Annotated in this window: 13 protein-coding genes; 3 read left to right on the top strand and 10 right to left on the bottom strand. The window is 41.1% G+C overall.

The features are described from left to right. Positions 1 to 60 precede the first annotated feature (60 nt). Positions 61 to 855: a type I 3-dehydroquinate dehydratase gene (gene aroD, locus DW000_RS02820; RefSeq protein WP_004694946.1), complete on the top strand. Its 795-nt coding sequence runs from the start codon at positions 61 to 63 to the stop codon at positions 853 to 855. Positions 856 to 1,057: 202 nt separating this feature from the next. On the opposite strand, the gene DW000_RS02810 is transcribed toward aroD, so the two are convergent. The 6 genes from DW000_RS02810 to aroF form a co-directional block, all read right to left on the bottom strand. Beyond that, positions 1,058 to 2,293, bottom strand: coding sequence for a shikimate kinase (locus tag DW000_RS02810; protein WP_120054909.1), 1,236 nt, complete (start codon positions 2,291 to 2,293; stop codon positions 1,058 to 1,060). Positions 2,294 to 2,417: 124 nt separating this feature from the next. Then, entirely contained in the window at positions 2,418 to 3,557 is a 1,140-nt protein-coding gene (locus DW000_RS02805) for a bifunctional chorismate mutase/prephenate dehydratase (RefSeq protein WP_120054907.1), read from the bottom strand. Then, a complete protein-coding gene (aroC, locus tag DW000_RS02800) occupies positions 3,544 to 4,638 on the bottom strand; it encodes a chorismate synthase (protein ID WP_120054905.1) in 1,095 nt (364 codons plus the stop codon). Before aroC ends, DW000_RS02805 begins: the two co-directional genes overlap by 14 nt. Beyond that, positions 4,628 to 5,896 (bottom strand): 3-phosphoshikimate 1-carboxyvinyltransferase, encoded by a 1,269-nt coding sequence (gene aroA / locus DW000_RS02795; RefSeq protein ID WP_120054903.1) that lies wholly within the window; start codon positions 5,894 to 5,896, stop codon positions 4,628 to 4,630. Before aroA ends, aroC begins: the two co-directional genes overlap by 11 nt. An 18-nt stretch (positions 5,897 to 5,914) precedes the next feature. After that, the gene (gene aroB / locus DW000_RS02790) at positions 5,915 to 6,967 is read right to left on the bottom strand and encodes a 3-dehydroquinate synthase (RefSeq protein WP_120054901.1); all 1,053 of its coding nucleotides are present in this window, start codon (positions 6,965 to 6,967) and stop codon (positions 5,915 to 5,917) included. 74 nt (positions 6,968 to 7,041) lie between these two features. Beyond that, positions 7,042 to 8,055 (bottom strand): 3-deoxy-7-phosphoheptulonate synthase, encoded by a 1,014-nt coding sequence (gene aroF / locus DW000_RS02785; RefSeq protein WP_120054899.1) that lies wholly within the window; start codon positions 8,053 to 8,055, stop codon positions 7,042 to 7,044. A 473-nt stretch (positions 8,056 to 8,528) separates the two neighbouring features. Between aroF and DW000_RS02780 the strand changes: the two genes are divergently transcribed. Next, positions 8,529 to 8,945 carry a GNAT family N-acetyltransferase gene (locus DW000_RS02780; protein WP_120054897.1) on the top strand — a complete coding sequence of 139 codons (417 nt, stop codon included), beginning with the start codon at positions 8,529 to 8,531 and terminating at the stop codon, positions 8,943 to 8,945. Positions 8,946 to 8,951: 6 nt separating this feature from the next. Here DW000_RS02780 and DW000_RS02775 read toward each other — a convergent pair whose 3' ends face one another. From DW000_RS02775 to DW000_RS02760, 4 genes are all read right to left on the bottom strand, one after another. Next, positions 8,952 to 9,758, bottom strand: coding sequence for an alpha/beta hydrolase (locus DW000_RS02775; RefSeq protein WP_120054895.1), 807 nt, complete (start codon positions 9,756 to 9,758; stop codon positions 8,952 to 8,954). 104 nt (positions 9,759 to 9,862) lie between these two features. Then, entirely contained in the window at positions 9,863 to 10,891 is a 1,029-nt protein-coding gene (locus DW000_RS02770) for a ribonucleotide-diphosphate reductase subunit beta (RefSeq protein ID WP_120054893.1), read from the bottom strand. Between the two features lie 148 nt (positions 10,892 to 11,039). Next, positions 11,040 to 13,322 carry a ribonucleoside-diphosphate reductase subunit alpha gene (locus DW000_RS02765; protein ID WP_120054891.1) on the bottom strand — a complete coding sequence of 761 codons (2,283 nt, stop codon included), beginning with the start codon at positions 13,320 to 13,322 and terminating at the stop codon, positions 11,040 to 11,042. A 282-nt stretch (positions 13,323 to 13,604) separates the two neighbouring features. Then, the gene (locus DW000_RS02760; RefSeq protein WP_120054889.1) at positions 13,605 to 15,164 is read right to left on the bottom strand and encodes a hypothetical protein; all 1,560 of its coding nucleotides are present in this window, start codon (positions 15,162 to 15,164) and stop codon (positions 13,605 to 13,607) included. A gap of 148 nt (positions 15,165 to 15,312) precedes the next feature. Between DW000_RS02760 and DW000_RS02755 the strand changes: the two genes are divergently transcribed. Then, positions 15,313 to 16,485 (top strand): iron-containing alcohol dehydrogenase, encoded by a 1,173-nt coding sequence (locus DW000_RS02755; protein WP_120054887.1) that lies wholly within the window; start codon positions 15,313 to 15,315, stop codon positions 16,483 to 16,485. Positions 16,486 to 16,492: the final 7 nt, after the last annotated feature.

Below are 16,492 nucleotides of genomic sequence, written 5' to 3'. Positions count from 1 at the left end.
GTATATAGTTAGTTTAAGGTAAGTCATTAGTCTCACCGTGTGGGACAGAAAGGAGTTATTATGGTCCGTATCGGTCATACTGTACTCGGCGAAAAGTGTACAAAAATATGTGTGCCTATTGTGGGCACAACAATGAAAGAAATTCTAGATGCCACTGCGGTAGCATGTAATACACCGTGTCACGTCGTGGAGCTACGCATTGACTATTATGAGCGGGCCCACTCCATTGACGCTATCATTGAATTATTAATGCTCATCAAGCCACAACTGAAAGGTCGTGGTTTGCTCTTTACATGGCGTACAAAAGGTGAAGGTGGGGAAAGAACGATTTCCACACAAGATTACTTTACAATGCTAGAACGTTTGATTCCTACCGGATTGGTGGATGCTATCGATATTGAGTTATTCTTTGATCAAGATAGAATGCTTAAAACGATAGAGTTTGCTAAGGTTCATGGAATTACTATTATCATGAGTAACCATGATTTCCATGGTACGCCGAGTCGTGAAGTCATTGTAAATCGACTCATTCAAATGAAAGAGTTCTTAGCGGATGTGCCAAAGATTGCCGTTATGCCTCACACAACTGGTGATGTATTGACGCTCCTTGAAGCAACAGCCGAAGTAAAGGCTTTGTATCCTTCGGATCCAATAATTACGATGGCAATGGGAGAACTAGGTGCTGTTACACGCACTGCAGGTGCTCTATTTGGAAATGCCATGACCTTTGCTTCTGCTGGTAAAACATCAGCACCAGGGCAAATTGATGTACATGCTTTAAAACGAATTCTAGATACCATCGACGTAGATGGCGTATTTGATGAACAACAACATAAACGCGTAAAAGTACATTAAAAAAGTCGGCGAAAGCCGACTTTTTTATATGTTTTGTATTTCTTGTAGTATATTCATTTTTGAAGGGCGAATATAAAAAATATATATGTTTTTATTAATGACTTTATATAGAAATACAGATGTAAATGCTCTTACTTCTAAAGATGTAGAAGCCCTTACTTATATAGAGGAAACAATCTTATAAATACCGTTATATAAACTCTTACAATAAGTTTGCTTCAAAGTCTTCGAGAATAGCCGCCACTGTTTCTGGTGCATTGCGATTATGTTCCACGATGCATTGTGCAAAGCTTTCATACATTGGGGTGCGAGTTTCCTCAAGTTCACGTAAACGTTCTATACCGCCACTAGATAGAACACGACCTGAAGTAGATAGTTTTTCTACAGGTTGTGTTAATTGGTAAATACGCCCATTTTGGCGCAGGTGTGCATAGTTTTTAGGTACTGTTACACAGCCGCCACCAGTGGAGATGACAAGGCCAGTTTGAGTGCCTAGTTTTGCAATCATTTCTGCCTCTTTTTCACGGAACGCAGCCTCCCCTTGTTCTGTAATATAGGTAGAAACATTGCCAATTTCTTTTTCTAGCTCGTGATCCACATCAAACCAAGTACGGCCCATCTCTTTACCGATTGCTCTGCCTACTGTTGTTTTTCCAACACCAGGCATACCGATGAGGATAATATTTTCCTTTTCACGGCGCACATCTCGCAAGATTTGTTCTATCTCTTTCGTACCAAAGCTTTCACCTTGAAAATGATTAGCCGCCTCAACACCTTGTGCTACGAGGAAAGGTAGACCATCACAATGAGGAATATCCATCATTTCTGCTTGTAAAAGCAAAACGGTACGGCGCGGATTGTAGATTAGATCTACAACGCCTTCTAATTTGGAAAATTGCATAATATCTATCAGGCTAGCCGGATTATGCGGATACATCCCGATAGGCGTGCAGTTAATGATAATCTGTGCTGTTTCGTAGTAATTAGGTGCATCGGTATAGAGCGGAGCTGTTTTACGGGATAGATGCGTGATGCTCTTAGCACCTAGATCTTCAAGAGCCACGTGAACGGTAGCAGAAGATGCGCCATCGCCAAGGATGATGCACTCCTTATCAGATACATCGATACCAGCGTGTTTTAGGGTGAATACAAATCCATCGTAGTCTGTATTGTAACCATGCCATTTGCCGTCTTTGCGGACCATCGTGTTTACACAGCCAATGCGTTCTGCGCGAGGGTCTACTACATCGCAAGCTTCAAGGGCGTTAACCTTGTAAGGAAAGGTAATATTAGTACCTTGTAATTCTGGGTCTGCAAAGAACTCTTGCAGTTGGCTCGGTTCTCGTTCAAATAATTCATAATTAGTATTTCCCAAAGCATTGTGGATGCGTGGGGAAAAGCTATGGCCCAACGTACGGCCAAGTAAACCAAATTTCATAGGACCTCCTAGGTCAATATACACAAAATGGCTAATAGGCTGTCACCTATTAGCCATTAAAGTTTTAAAACTATATCCATTGTACTATATATGCCATTAATAAGCACTACCATAAAGGAAAATATCAATTTTCAGGATAATTGCCGAGCAAGCGGAATTTATCTTGCGATGCGTGGAGCTCTGCTAATACGGAAAGTACTTTTGGATCTGCCAAGGATGCTTCTAAATCGAGGTAGAACAAGAATTCAAAGTTATGTCCTACGATCGGACGGGACTCGAGTTTTGTAAGGTTCACACCGATATTAGCAAACTTGGTGAGCAATGTACCAAGCCCGCCTGGAGCATGACTTGCAGTCGTTACTACTGAGATTTTATTGGCTCCTGGGTATACGTGGAAATCCTTACTAATGCAGATAAAGCGCGTATAGTTGTTATCGCTATTTTGGATATTTCTCAATAATGGAGACAAATTATATAGGTCTGCACATTGAGGTGCTGCGATAGCCGCTACTCCAGGGTCATCACTAGCTGCTACGAGCTGTGCAGCTCGAGCTGTATTGTCATAGGAGCGTAATTCTACGCCTTCTAACTTATCTAGGAAGTGACTGCATTGGCCCAATGCTTGAGGGTGGGAAATTATGGTATGAATATCTTCTAGTTTTGTTCCTTTTTTCACGAGCAAGTCGTGAGATATCCAAAGACGCGTACCGCGAACGATATAGCATTTGCGCTCTTCTAAGAGGTCATATACTTCTTTTACAGAACCATTGGAGCTGTTTTCAATAGGCAATACACCGAATTGACATTCCCCTGACTCTACGGCATCGAATACGGCACGGAAACCCGTTACATAATGGATTTGGCTGAGAGGTAATAATTTATCACACGCCATTTGAGCATTGCTACCGAATACGCCGGCGCAAGCTACACTGCCCCGTTGAGGTGGCAAAGTAGGAGATTGCTCGATGGCTTTTTTCATTTTCAAAGTAAATTCATTGTCTTGGAATAGTTGCTCAGATTGGTATGTACGACTCAAGCTAAATAATGCTTCAAAAAAGCGTCGTGCATATAGATCGAGGTCTGGACCTGCATCTTTTGTTACCTTGTCGAGGATGTCGCGCTCTCGTTTGGCATCGTAAATAGCCTTATTCATTTCTTTTTTTGCAGCCGCTACGTCCTTAGAGAGTTCCATGCGCTCTTTGAAGAGGGTGAGCATTTGGTCGTTTATATCGTTAATCTTAACGCGTACTTCATCTAAGTTCATGGTCAATATCTCCTAAGAAATCAAGAATGACAAGGGCCGTAACGGCTTCGATAACAGGTACAGCACGAAGCGCTACACATGGGTCGTGACGACCTTTAATGGTGAGTAATGTGTCCTCTTTTTGTGAAAGAGACACAGAATGTTGTTCCTTATAAATGGATGGAGTAGGCTTGATGCCCACTTGCATAACGAGAGGCAAGCCGTTGGTGATACCACCTTGAATACCACCACTATTATTGGTAGTTGTTGTGATTGTATCTCCATCCATTGTAAAAGCATCGTTCACCTCGGAGCCAAGGCGAGAACACATGTCGAAGCCACCTCCAAAGGACACACCTTTGATGGCAGGTACGCCAAAAATCACGCGAGCTAATCGGTTCTCGATGCCATCAAAGTTTGGATTGCCAAGACCGATTGGTAATCCCGTAGCCACAACCTCAACAATACCGCCTGTGGAGTCACCGTCCTTTTTGAGTTTCATGACCAAGTTTTCTACTTCAGAACGTTTGTCTGCATCGACCATAGCGATAGGTTCTGTAGCGATTTTGGCAAGTGCTTTCATATCTGGATGAACCATATCGATAGGAGTATCTTGGATTGTACCAACTTGTTTTAAATGACCGTGAATTTTGATACCTTTTTCACGTAGTAGTTGAAGGGCGATGCCACCAGCCACGCAAAGAGGTGCTGTAAGACGCGCTGAGAAGTGGCCGCCACCTCGCATATCTACCTTGTCACCGTAGCGCATGCGAGCCGTAAAGTCTGCGTGCGATGGACGAGGTATATCGCGCAAGTTATTGTAATCGCTAGAGTGCTGAGAGGTATTTCGAATCATAAATGCCAATGGAGATCCACTGAGCATGCCATCTACCATACCTGCTAAGAATTCAGGTATATCGGCTTCTTTACGTTGCGTCTGTAATTGGTTTTGACCTGGCGCACGGCGCTTTAAGAAGGCTTGTAGCTCGTTGATGTCGATGGTATGTCCACAAGGGAGGCCTTCCACGATACCGCCGATGGCATACCCATGAGACGCGCCAAAGGTAGATACTTGTATGGTTTTACCGAAATTAGATGCCATTAGCATTACCTCCTAGTAAGTTCCAGTCCTCAAAGAAGTCTGGATAGGATTTTGTGATAGCTTCGCTATCTTTTAATGTTACAGGATTTTCACTGATGAGTGCCATCAATGTACCTGCCATAACAAGGCGATGGTCGTTAACACAATCACCTTGTCCTCCTTTTAGTATACCACTACCGATGATATATAGGTCATCACCATCTTCACGAACCGTACCGCCTAAATCTCTGACCAGATTAGCAACGGCTTCGAGGCGATCGGATTCTTTCAAGCGTAGGCGTGCACCCTTAACAAAGGAGCTTTCACCATGGATAGAGCAAGCGAGGGCTGCCATAACTGGCAACATATCGGGCATTTGTTCGAGGTCGGCATGGATTGGTTTTACTGCACGACCCATAACAGTTACGTTCATGCCATCCCATACTACATCACAACCGGCATCAATCATAATCTGCATGATGCGACGATCCGCTTGCACAGAATATTTGTTCATACCCGTAATGGTAATTGGTTTACCTGTCATGCCCGCTGCTACCATCCAAATAGCCGTATTGGACCAATCGCCTTCGATTTGGTAATTACTTTGACCTTTAAAAGTAGTATTAGCCGCTACTGCAAAGGACTCTTGGACTGTGCCAGAGGCGGGAGTATGGTCGACTGTTACGCCGAAGTCTGCCATCGTTGTAGTCGTCAATGTTACATAGTCGCTAGATTGAAGTGGTGTAGTAGATGTGATTGTAGCACCTCCACATTGTGGCGCTGCTAATAATAATCCAGAGAAGAACTGGCTACTTACATCTCCAACCATACCGAACTCACCGCCTTGTAGACGACCTGTCATAGTGAATGGTGGTTTATCTTGGGAGAATGTTACGCCGTGAGTTTTCATTTCACCGAGCATGGGCTCTAAAGGACGATCTGGTAAACGCCCTTTCGCATCCACGTCTACCTCATTACAAATGGACGCTGCCACTGGTAATAAGAGGCGCAATGTGGTACCGGATTCGTGGGGAACTACATTGCCCTTTGTTGGGGCAGGACCAGGTGTAACAGTGACAACTTTGTTTTCATACACAACATGTGCGCCTAAGCCTCGCAAGGAGTCCATAGTTGCATCGATGTCTTTAGAGGTGCGGCTCAGTAGTATGGTAGATGGCGAGTTTGCGAGAGCTGCGCAAATCAGTGCACGGTGCGCATGAGCTTTTGCAGGAATGGACGCGATAGTCCCTGTAGGGATGGCGTTCGTTACGGAATGCATATAAATCTCCTTTATATCTCAGTCTAAATAGGTTGCAAGTTCCTCGTGTGTTACCACTTTGAGCTCGCTGTGACCATAGCTAGTAGGTACTACGATTTTAATGGTTGCTCCTTCGCTTTTTTTGTCGTGCTTAGCGGCAGCTAGAATTTCTTCTTTGCTTATGGTTGTTGTGGTTGGCAAATCGTGTGCTTTGATGAGGGCCTTTAATTTATCTAACGCCTCTACATCTAATTCTTCATGTTTGACGGCACCTTGTGCCATGAGCACCATACCAATAGCAACGGCATAACCGTGATGTACCTCGAAATGACTCGCTTTTTCGATGCCGTGACCAAAGGTGTGACCAAGGTTTAAGAGGGCACGAACGCCAGATTCGCATTCGTCTTGTTCCACGATATCCGCTTTTGCTTGAACGCAACGAGCGATGACAGTACTAACACTATCGCGATGTTTAATTAATGGTTTATGTTCTAGTTGGGTTAATAAACCAGGTACGTCGAGGAAGCCGTATTTGATAATTTCGCCGCACCCATTAATCCATTCCATATCAGGTAATGTATTGAGTGTAGCTGGATCGCAGAGGACGAGGATAGGTTGTTTGAAAGCACCCCAGAGGTTTTTCCCAGCTTCGAGATTGACCGCTGTTTTACCACCTACAGAGGAGTCTACTGCGGCTAATAGAGATGTAGGAACCTGAACATAGTCGATACCACGTAAATAGGTTGCTGCTGCAAAGCCCGCCATATCGCCTACAACACCGCCGCCTAGGGCGATGAGCAAGTCTTTGCGAGTCAATGATTGGCCCGCCATGTATTCTACTAAATCGATGAGTTGATGAGCATTTTTGGAGCTTTCACCAGCAGGAAACACATAATCACAAACAACATAACCCGCATGTTCCATATTAGCTTTCACAGAGTCCAAATAGTGGGGCGCTACATTACTATCACTGACGATGATAACACGACAATTTGGTTTTAATGGTTTAATATAATCGGTGATGCGTTGTAAAGCGCCTTCCTCGATGACAACGTCATACGGTGTGGATGCGTTAATATGGATGCGAGTCATGATGGTTCCTTTCATAAAAGAATAAGCTAGTATCTATTATAACGGATACTAGCTTATTTGTGTGATATTTGAGATTATTTAGTGCATTCCACCAATGCTTGGCGCAATGCGATAATTTCTTTCATAAGGCTAGTGAATTGGTCTGGACGCAATGCTTGAGGGCCATCGCACAATGCTTTGGAAGGATCATTGTGAACTTCGATCATAAGTCCGTCTGCACCGCCGCCTACGGATGCAAGTGAAAGCGGGCGAACCATGCGGCTCATACCTGCTGCGTGGCTAGGATCCATGATAATTGGCAAGTGAGATAATTCATGCATCATAGGAATTGCTGTTACGTCTAAGGTATTGCGAGTCTTAGTTTCGAATGTGCGGATACCGCGTTCGCATAACACAACTTGTTCATTGCCTTCGGACATGATGTACTCAGCAGCCATCAACCATTCTTCGTATGTGGCAGATAAACCCCGTTTTAATAGAACTGGTTTATTCAATTTGCCCACCTCTTTTAAAAGCGTGAAGTTTTGCATGTTACGAGCGCCGATTTGAAGCATATCTACATTATCGAAGTATTGTAATTGGGAGATATCCATAACTTCGGAAACGATAGGAAGACCTGTTTCTTTTTTAGCAAGCTCTAACAATTCCAAGCCTTCTGGCCCCATGCCTTGGAAGGAATATGGGGATGTACGAGGTTTGAAAGCGCCGCCCCGAAGGATTGTGGCACCAGCTTCTTTACATGCTTTTGCAGTGGCTAATACTTGTTCAGGTGTTTCCACCGAGCAAGGACCGGCCATTACTGCGAAGTTACCACCACCGATAAGTGCACCACCTACGTTGATTACAGAATCATCGGGATGGAACTTGCGGTTTGCTTTTTTGTATGGCTCTTGAATGCGAGTTACTTTATCTACGAAATCTAAGGACTCGATTTGACGCGCATCAAGAGATGCAGTATCACCAATCAGACCTAGAATATTGTATCGCGTTCCTTCTACTGGGTGGATAACAAATCCTTGAGCCTCTAATTCACTGCGTAAACGAGATACTTCTTCTGCTGCTGCATTTTGTTTCAATGTAATAATCATGATAATTCCTCCTTGTAACTACAGTGAATAGTTGGGCTGACCATACGGATAGCAAACAAAAAGGGCTACCCGTAATCTAATACGGGTAGCCCTTTTACTATTCTAAGCAACTAATGTTGAATAATCCTTAATTAGCGCATCACAAATAGTTCCTTACCCGTACGTTGGATAAAGAACCAATAAAAGTATTGCTTTGCAGTGAGGCTAATTTGGTTAGTCATCTTTGGTTGCTCCTTTCTAAAATGTTGGGTATAGTATAAACCCAAATGATAAAATTATGCAATACCTAAAAATGAATTTCATGGAAGTTTTAAAATATTTTTGATGTGGGAATTAACAGGAACTGAGACGTTTTGTGGCATTAAGCGTATTTTTGATATAATAAAAATAAGAAGCTTTTATTGCTTATAGGACATTTCGTAATACGCCTAAATCGATTCTTATAAATATGCTTATAATCAGAAAGGGCACCTATGATTATTCAAATCTTAGATCATATAACAGAGGAAATAAAACAAATTCGTGTCGATGTATTTATGAAAGAACAGGGGTTTGAAGACGAATTTGATAAAATCGATGAGACTGCAAAGTTTGTGCTCTTATCCATTGATGGTAAAGCGACTGGTACGTGTCGATATTTTCCAAGTGACACAGTTGGAGATGCACATATTGGGCGCATGGCGGTACGTAAGTTGTATCGTGGACAACATTTAGGTACTAAGATCATGATGGCCGCCGAAAATGCTATTCGTCGTGACGGCTTTAAAACGTGCTCCTTGTCAGCGCAAGTACAGGCGCAGCCCTTTTATGAATCCTTGGGATATGTAGCGGAAGGCGATACATACCTTGATGAGGGATGTCCGCATATTCTGATGAGAAAAGAGTTGTAGGGGGATTTATGTGTGGGGAGTCTGCTTTATAAAATCATTAATAATTTTATTTACTTCAGTAGGATTATCAACGTTGGCATTATGACCTGCATGAGGAATTATTATTAAATTGAATCCGGTTTTTTTGTGCCATTTATGACAATATTCTTTTACCTTCCCCAGATTATCGTGTTCACCTATCATAATAAGAACAGGACAGGTGATATGTAGATTTCTGTTATCTACCATCATTGCATTATAATATTGCTGCAATAGTTTCGAATATTCTTCTTTTGAAAAAATACTGATCATTTGTGTCATATTATCATATCCATCTTTTGTAACAGCGGCCTTTTTTGCGGCCGCTGTTTTTAATGTTTTCCATGGATAGAATTTTATAATTGACTTCATATTGCGCAATAAAAAGAAGTCTATTTTACTATAATAATCTGTACCGTAAGGAGAAGTTCCAATGCCAATAAATAAACTGATTATATCAGGATATCTGCACATAACCGCTTGAGCAATATAGCCGCCGTATGATTGCCCTATGGCAATAAATCGTGAAATATGATGCTTTTGTAAAATGGAACATACGATTTCTACCGCAATATCCATAGAGAATTGAGAGAAAGGTCTTGATTTACCATGACCGGGAGCATCCCATGCAATTATATTGTGAGAAGTATTAAAGAAATCAAGCTGATGCTCAAACATAGTGTGATCTGCCGTTAATCCATGGAAAAAGAAAATTGTCGGTTTATCTGATTGCCATGGGTCATTGGTCCAGTAATATAAAGGACCCCATTTGGTGTGTAGTATGTATTCTTTCATATTTTTCTCAATATACTTATCTGCGTTTCTGTAGTTATAGCTTAATTTGTTTTTGATATGCTGTTTATATTAATAAGTGTTTAATTATGGAGAAATAGACTATATTATTCTAAATCGTCAAAATCAAATGCCGCTGCTTTTGTATAGTTTGTAACTTTAGCTTCGAAGAAGTCAGTTTTTGTACTATTCAAATTGGAGAAGCTTTCAATCCATTCCATTGGATTTTCCTTGATTTCAGGATACAAATGAGGCAAGCCGATTGCTTCTAAGCGGATATTTGCAAGGTATTTGATGTAGCGTTCGATAAGAACGTTGTTAAGGCCGAGGATTTTATCGTCAGTGATGTATTGGCCCCAAGCGATTTCATTCTCTGTACCTTGGCGAATCATGTCCGTGATTTTTGCTTCTAGTTCAGGTGTGAACAAGTCAGGACGTTCACGACGTAACTCGCGGATGATGTTTTGGAATAATACGAGGTGAGTTACTTCATCGCGGTTGATATATTTGAAGATTGTGGATGTAGCTGTCATCTTACCTTGGCGTGCCAATGTGTAGAAGAAGCTAAAGCCAGAGTAGAAGTAGATGCCTTCTAAGATATAGTTAGCGATGATTGTATGAATAAGGTTTGCTTCGCTAGGATCATCGCTGAAACGTTGGTACGCATCGGCGATGAAACGGTTACGTTCAAGCAATGTTTTATCTGTACGCCATTCGTCATAGATTTTGTCACGTGTAATCGGATTTGTTACTGTGTCCAAAATGTAGGAATAACTTTGAGCGTGGATTTCCTCTTGGAATGCTTGGATATTCAATAAAGATGCCACTTCAGATGCTGTAATGTAGCGACTCAAGTTAGGCAAGTTTTCAGATTGAATGGAATCAAGGAAGTTTAAGAACGCAATGATTTTATCGAAGGCACGACGCTCGTAATCTGTTAAGTATGGGAATTGTTTAACGTCTTCGTTCAAGGAAATCTCTTCTGGAATCCAGAAGTTGTTGAGCATTGTACGGTACATTTGATTTGCCCAGTCGTACTTGATACGGTTCCATTCGCGAAGGTTTGTTGTGTTGCCGCCAATCATAGATTGCGTGCCACGTTCACCATGTTCGTTGAAAATCAGTTTTTTCTCCATAGTAGGACTCCTTTATACAATGATGCGACCTATACGACTATAGGTCGTCATCAGATTTATAGTGCTGGTGAAAGTATCCTTCTCGAAATCGGTACTCTCTATTTATAGTGAATAGGTTTTGCAAAATATAGCAATTATATTTCCAATATTAGGAGGAGCAGCTAGTGCACTCATCCATTTCGAGGGATTGATTACGGATATAGTAGATTGTTTTGATCCCTTGTTTGTAGGCTTCTACGTAAAGGTCAAGAATTTCTTTTGCTTTCATTTGAGGCGTAATGTACAAGTTGAAAGATTGTGCTTGGTCAATATGACGTTGACGTACGCCACAAGCTTTGATGGACCATTGTTGGTCGATAGTATGTGCCTCTTTGTAGAGCCAGAATGTTTTGTCGTTTAAATCTGGTGCCGTTTTTGGTGTGAAAGAACCTTTCTTTTCTTCGATGAAGAATTTTTTGAAGATAGGGTCGATACCAGCTGTTGTATTAGCGATGTTGGAGGTAGAACCTGTAGGAGCTACGGCCATCAAGTAACCATTGCGGATACCGTATTTTGCAACGTCTGCAGCCAGTTGTTTCCAACGATCAGATGTGTAGCCACGACGAGTGAAATATTCACCAGTTTCCCATTCGGAACCTTTGAACGCAGGGTATGCACCTTTTTCTTTAGCAAGCTCCATGGAAGCTTTAATCGCATAGAATGCGATGTTTTCAAATAATTTGTCCGCAACTTCGATATGTTCATCGGATTCCCATTGGATATCATGATTTACGAGGTAGTGGTGGTAACCAGATGTACCAAGACCGATAGCACGGTATTTATCAGAAGTCATGCGAGATTCTGGTACTGGCGCTTGGTTGATGGAAATAACATTGTCTAACATGCGAATTTGAAGGGCAATGTTTTCTTCCAACTCTTCATCTGTAGTGCGACCGAGGCTGATGGAGTTTAAGTTACATGTAACCATATCACCTGTGTTTGTTTTTGTAGTAATTGTACCGTCTTCGTTGATAATTTCCTCAGCAAGATTAGTGAAGCCAACGTTTTGTGCGATTTCATGACACAAGTTGGATGCGTAAATCATACCTGCATGTTTGTTAGGATTGGCAGCATTTACAGTATCGCGGAAGAAGATAAATGGTGTACCAGTTTCAACAGCGGAGCGCATGATTTTTTTCATCATATCTAATGCTGGTACTTCGATGCCGTGTAAGTTAGGATCTTGTTCACATTCGAGGTAACGTTTTGTGAATTCCTTATTGTCATCAGTATCGTAGTAGTCCTCTAAGGAATAGCCCTTTACAGCCAAGATTTCATGAGGGTCGAAGAGGGTGAAGTTTTCACGAGCTAACATACGTTCCATGAAGATATTTGGAACGGAGATAGCAGGGAAGATATCGTGCGCTTTGCGACGATCATCACCATTATTTGTACGAAGCTCTACGAATTCGTAGAAGTCTTTATGCCAAATATCAAGTGTTACTGTAGCGCCGCCCTTACGTTTACCCAATTGGTCTACTGCAACTGCAGTATCATTGTACAAGCGGATCCAAGGAATAACGCCACCAGAGGAGTTTTTAAAGCCGCGAATATCGGAGTTCAATGCACGAACTTTACCAAGGTAGATACCAAGAGCACCACCGTGTTTAGATACGCGAGAGAACTTGCTATTTACGTCGTAAATGGACCATAAGTTATCATCTACACCAGAGATAAAGCAAGAGGACAATTGGTGGAATGGTGTACCAGCATTTGCCAAAGTAGGTGTAGCTGTCGTCATTTTTAATTGACTCATCAAATCGTAGAATTTCTTAGCGTATTCTACTTTATTTTCCCCTTCTACAAGAGCCAAATGCATTGCGATAGCCATGAAACGTTCTTGAGGTAATTCAAAGATTTCTTTGTTAAAACCTTTTACCAAGTAACGGTCAGCCAATAATTTGAGACCTTCATAGTTGAAGAGATAGTCGCGCTTAGGTTTGATATAATCGCCTAACTCTTGCAATTCGTCAGCTGTGTATTCTGTAACAAAGAAGTCTGCGTATTTTTTCTCTTCTACAAGCATGTGTACAAGATTTGGGAAGTTGCCGTAGCCAAATGCTTTGTAACGACGAGTAATAGCGGCTTCTTTATAGAGATCGAACAAGAATAGGCGGGCTGCTACGAACTGCCAATCTTGGTTCATTTTATTAACTTGGTTGCCGAAGCCGTCGTCTTTTTTAGATATAACTTTTTCGATAGCTGTTTGGACTAAAGTCTTTTGAATTTCTTTAGTAGTCATACCATCAACGAATTGCAACTTCGCATCCATTTCCAATTCTAGTGGATCACAAGAATCTAACCCCAAACATGCGAAGGCTATCATTCGTTTCGTTTTTTCAACGGACAACGGCTCGAAATGGCCATCCCGTTTCTTGATCATAATCTCCATTACTGTTCCCCTTGAGAGCAAAAAGTCATAAAACTGTTAATATAGTCGTATAAGCATATATAAGATTAGAATGAATTATATAAAATATCTTTAAGTTGAGTCTAATCAGAAAAATAAGAAAACTACTATATATGGTAGTTTTCTTATTTGGCTTATACATTATGTTACGATTATAGCGAAAAAAATCTATATATTCAATATTGACATTTGGAAATTTTTTAATATAGTTTTACAAAAAATGTCGATATGGCTGAAGATGCCTTAAATTACTAGCTTTCATAATTAATTATATAATACGCTAAAAATAATTCTTCGTGCGCTGTCTTGATATGCATAGTAGGAGTGGATTAAGAGTTTGTATCCCGTACCTTCTATAATGACTGAATCTGAAGCCGTTTTAGGAACAGTGAGAAATTTTTCATATATATGATGAACCTCGGTCACGCCATTTGGTAGAGATACCTCTAAATCAAGGCCTTCATTGATGAATCTAAAGTTGATAGATTCATAGGATGCTGTTGGTATGTCAGCTGTACTATCAGCAGGCTCACGTACTTCTAATTCGATGTTAGAAATGAATTTATTATATCCTACAAGCGAAATAACATGAGGTTCTTCAACGGCCGTAAAACTGATAAACTGAATATTTCGTTCCTTATATATTTCCGTTGCTCCTGGTTTTGAAGAATCCCCCTGTATAATCGTCCTGCCATAGTCTGTAAAATCAGGGTTAAATGTTTCTGTAATAGGCAAGTATACGTGCCATTGACCGTCAATTTTCGTATAGTTTGTAAACTCTCGATGAGATGTGTAACCGATAAAAGGCATTAAAAGGACTGCACCTAGGGCGAGTGCCATAATCGTTGTATGGATCGATGGAGTCAAACGTTTTACAAAGGAATACAAGTTATGTGCTAAGAAGATTAGATTGAATGCGGCTACGTAAATCGTATTGAGCCAGAGTACGGGCTCATTTATTACGCGCTTACCAATCAGGATTAAGCACAATATTGTAATCGTAATAAATAAGAAACATAGGATCCTTTGTGTCTTGCTGCTTTCACTAGACCTGAAACTAGCCAAGTAAAATAGATAGAAAATGGCTACATACGGATAATATGTGTAAAGGAACCGTGCATCTTCACGGAGGCCTAAGAGGATCAATACCAAGTAGATATTAGCTAGAATACCTGTAATGATGGAAGCTTTTGGTAGTATGATTCCAAAAACAACATTATAGAATGTATTTGGTTCTGGCGGACCATCAAGCTCCTCTTTATAAGTGCACAGCATGGACATACAGATAAAAATATTAATAGCGGCTAGTAATTTAAAGATTAGATCATCAAAGGTAAATGGTTTGTTCAGAATGATGAAGAAAAACCATAGAGTCATGATTATGACGACATTGTACAGTGTTGATGTAACAATGGTAATACCAATCCGTTTCAGGCGATTGACGATTTCGCCAATGTAGTATTCTCCAGGCGATGTAAAATATAGAGCAATCATAGAGTACAGCCATAGATATGATATATTTTCTGTGGCTAGCTCGATGCCTCGTATGTGATGGTAGGTTTCATGAATCGTATATAGACCAACGCTGATACCTATGCTTAATAATGTATATACTATGGAGAACTTTCGATCTCGTGTTATATATGATTGTAGTATGACGATGAAGAAATACAGCCCATAGAACCAAAGGTCTATATCGGCAAACCAATCTTGCTCTAGATAAAACGGTGTACATGAAAATACGGCAATTAATGCCAGTAATATAGGTGACTGCGTTGCTAGGTCACGCAGCGAAGACCATAAATGTGTAATTGCAGATTTCATAGATTCTCTCCCTTTATAAAAATAAATGCCCCCCTCTTATCTGTAGTATACATGTTTTCTAGTGAAAGTCCTATGAGGTTTTACAGGCGTCTGAATATACATTACAATAACATTAAGATCTAGTATTTATAGAAAAGAGGTCGTTCACATGGAGTTCTCTTATTTTTTACCAGTACATATCCAATTTGGTTGGGATAAAGTCGATAGTGTTGCTGATTTTGTTAAGCCTTATGGCAATAAAGCACTCATCGTAACAGGGCGGACAAGTGCCAAAAAATCTGGACTATATGACCGTGTGACAGCAAAACTTGATGCGGCACATATTGAACATGTATTGTTTGATCAAGTGGATGCCAATCCTTTAACAACGACTGCATTGGACGGCGCTACTTTAGCTAAATCTGAAAGCTGTGATATGGTTATTGCCATCGGTGGCGGCTCTATCATGGACTGTGCAAAAGGCATTGCATTTATGGCCGTTAACGAAGGTGACATTAACGACTATATTTTTAATCGTAAAACCAGTGATAAGGCGTTGCCTCTTATTGTAATTCCTACAACCTGTGGCACAGGTTCTGAAGGCAATGGCTTTGGGGTGCTTACGAACCCTGAAACGGGAGACAAGAAATCCTTGCGATGTAATGCCATCATACCAAAGGTATCCATTGTAGATCCTGCTGTAATGGGTACAATGCCTCCTCATGTATTGGCATCTGTGGGCTTTGATGCCCTATGCCATAATATTGAGGCCTACACCTCTAAAACGGCGCAACCTTTTACCGATGCATTAGCTCATTATGCGGTAACCTTATTGGCACAATATCTTGTACCACTATATAAACATGTGAGAGCAATGGCTGAAGGCAAAGCAGCTGTTCTCAATGAAACTCAACTTACAAAAGCTTGGGAGGCCGTTACATTGGCTAGCACAATTGGAGGCATGGTTATTAATACCGCTGGTGTAACACTAGCACATGGCATGGAACATCCTGCCAGTGGGCTTAAGGATATTACTCACGGTGTAGGCCTTGCCGTTATTGAACCTGTTGCGGTGGAATATACATGGAGTGCAAACCCTGATAAATTTGGTGCCTTAGCTCGCATATTCAACCACGGAGATGGATCCGAACTAGGTGAAGCATTACGCTTGATTGTACATGACCTAGACCTTACTACAAACCTTACAGAACTTGGTTTTACAAAAAAAGACATTCCTTGGCTTGTCGATAACGTGTATGTCGTAGCTACCGGCAATATTGCTAATACAGTGGCCGATGTGAGTCAGGAAGATATAGAAATGTTGTATAAGAAAATGTTCTAAGTATTGT

The organism is Veillonella sp. AF36-20BH, from assembly GCF_003602765.1.
GTDB classification, from domain to species: Bacteria; Bacillota; Negativicutes; order Veillonellales; family Veillonellaceae; genus Veillonella; species Veillonella hominis.
The sequence above is the reverse complement of the archived record's forward strand: the minus strand, read 5'-3'. Positions and strand labels throughout refer to the sequence as shown.

Excerpts from the sequence above, each read along its gene's own strand:
- aroC (WP_120054905.1), bottom strand. The coding sequence starts at position 4,638 with ATGGCATCTAATTTCGGTAAAACCATACAAGTATCTACCTTTGGCGCG.
- DW000_RS02775 (WP_120054895.1), bottom strand. The coding sequence starts at position 9,758 with ATGAAAGAATACATACTACACACCAAATGGGGTCCTTTATATTACTGG.
- aroA (WP_120054903.1), bottom strand. The coding sequence starts at position 5,896 with ATGCATTCCGTAACGAACGCCATCCCTACAGGGACTATCGCGTCCATT.
- aroD (WP_004694946.1), top strand. The coding sequence starts at position 61 with ATGGTCCGTATCGGTCATACTGTACTCGGCGAAAAGTGTACAAAAATA.
- DW000_RS02780 (WP_120054897.1), top strand. The coding sequence starts at position 8,529 with ATGATTATTCAAATCTTAGATCATATAACAGAGGAAATAAAACAAATT.
- DW000_RS02810 (WP_120054909.1), bottom strand. The coding sequence starts at position 2,293 with ATGAAATTTGGTTTACTTGGCCGTACGTTGGGCCATAGCTTTTCCCCA.
- DW000_RS02755 (WP_120054887.1), top strand. The coding sequence starts at position 15,313 with ATGGAGTTCTCTTATTTTTTACCAGTACATATCCAATTTGGTTGGGAT.
- aroB (WP_120054901.1), bottom strand. The coding sequence starts at position 6,967 with ATGACTCGCATCCATATTAACGCATCCACACCGTATGACGTTGTCATC.
- aroF (WP_120054899.1), bottom strand. The coding sequence starts at position 8,055 with ATGATTATTACATTGAAACAAAATGCAGCAGCAGAAGAAGTATCTCGT.
- DW000_RS02765 (WP_120054891.1), bottom strand. The coding sequence starts at position 13,322 with ATGGAGATTATGATCAAGAAACGGGATGGCCATTTCGAGCCGTTGTCC.
- DW000_RS02760 (WP_120054889.1), bottom strand. The coding sequence starts at position 15,164 with ATGAAATCTGCAATTACACATTTATGGTCTTCGCTGCGTGACCTAGCA.
- DW000_RS02805 (WP_120054907.1), bottom strand. The coding sequence starts at position 3,557 with ATGAACTTAGATGAAGTACGCGTTAAGATTAACGATATAAACGACCAA.
- DW000_RS02770 (WP_120054893.1), bottom strand. The coding sequence starts at position 10,891 with ATGGAGAAAAAACTGATTTTCAACGAACATGGTGAACGTGGCACGCAA.